General features: G+C 63.1%; 1 protein-coding gene. It reads right to left on the minus strand.

All coding sequences use genetic code 11. From position 1 onward, the window contains the following. Positions 1-369, minus strand: a 369-nt coding sequence (locus U7114_RS19415) for an amino acid permease (protein ID WP_323058276.1), incomplete at both ends; no start/stop codon positions are given.

The following is a 369-nucleotide window of genomic DNA, read 5'->3' on the forward strand; positions in this document are numbered from 1 at the left end:
AGCCGTTGACGGACATGGAGCGCAGGATGCGTCCGGTGGAGTAGAGGCCGGCGTTGAGGGAGGACAGGGCGGCGGTGAGGACGACGAGGTTCATGATGACGTCCACGCCCTGGATGCCGATGGAGCCGAAGAAGGTCACGAAGGGGCTGACGCCCTTTTCGTAGGAGGTGTAGGGCAGCAGCAGGGCCAGGAGGATGACGGAGCCGACGTAGAACACGGCGATGCGGAAGACCACGGAGTTGATGGCTTTGGGCATGATCTTTTCGGGGTTTTCGGTTTCGCCGGCGGCGGTGCCGACGAGTTCGATGGAGGCGTAGGCGAAGAGGACGCCCTGCATGAGGATGATCATGGGGAGCAGGCCGTTGGGGA

Origin of the sequence: Pseudarthrobacter sp. C1, assembly GCF_034720455.1 — a bacterium.
Taxonomy (GTDB): domain Bacteria; phylum Actinomycetota; class Actinomycetes; order Actinomycetales; family Micrococcaceae; genus Arthrobacter.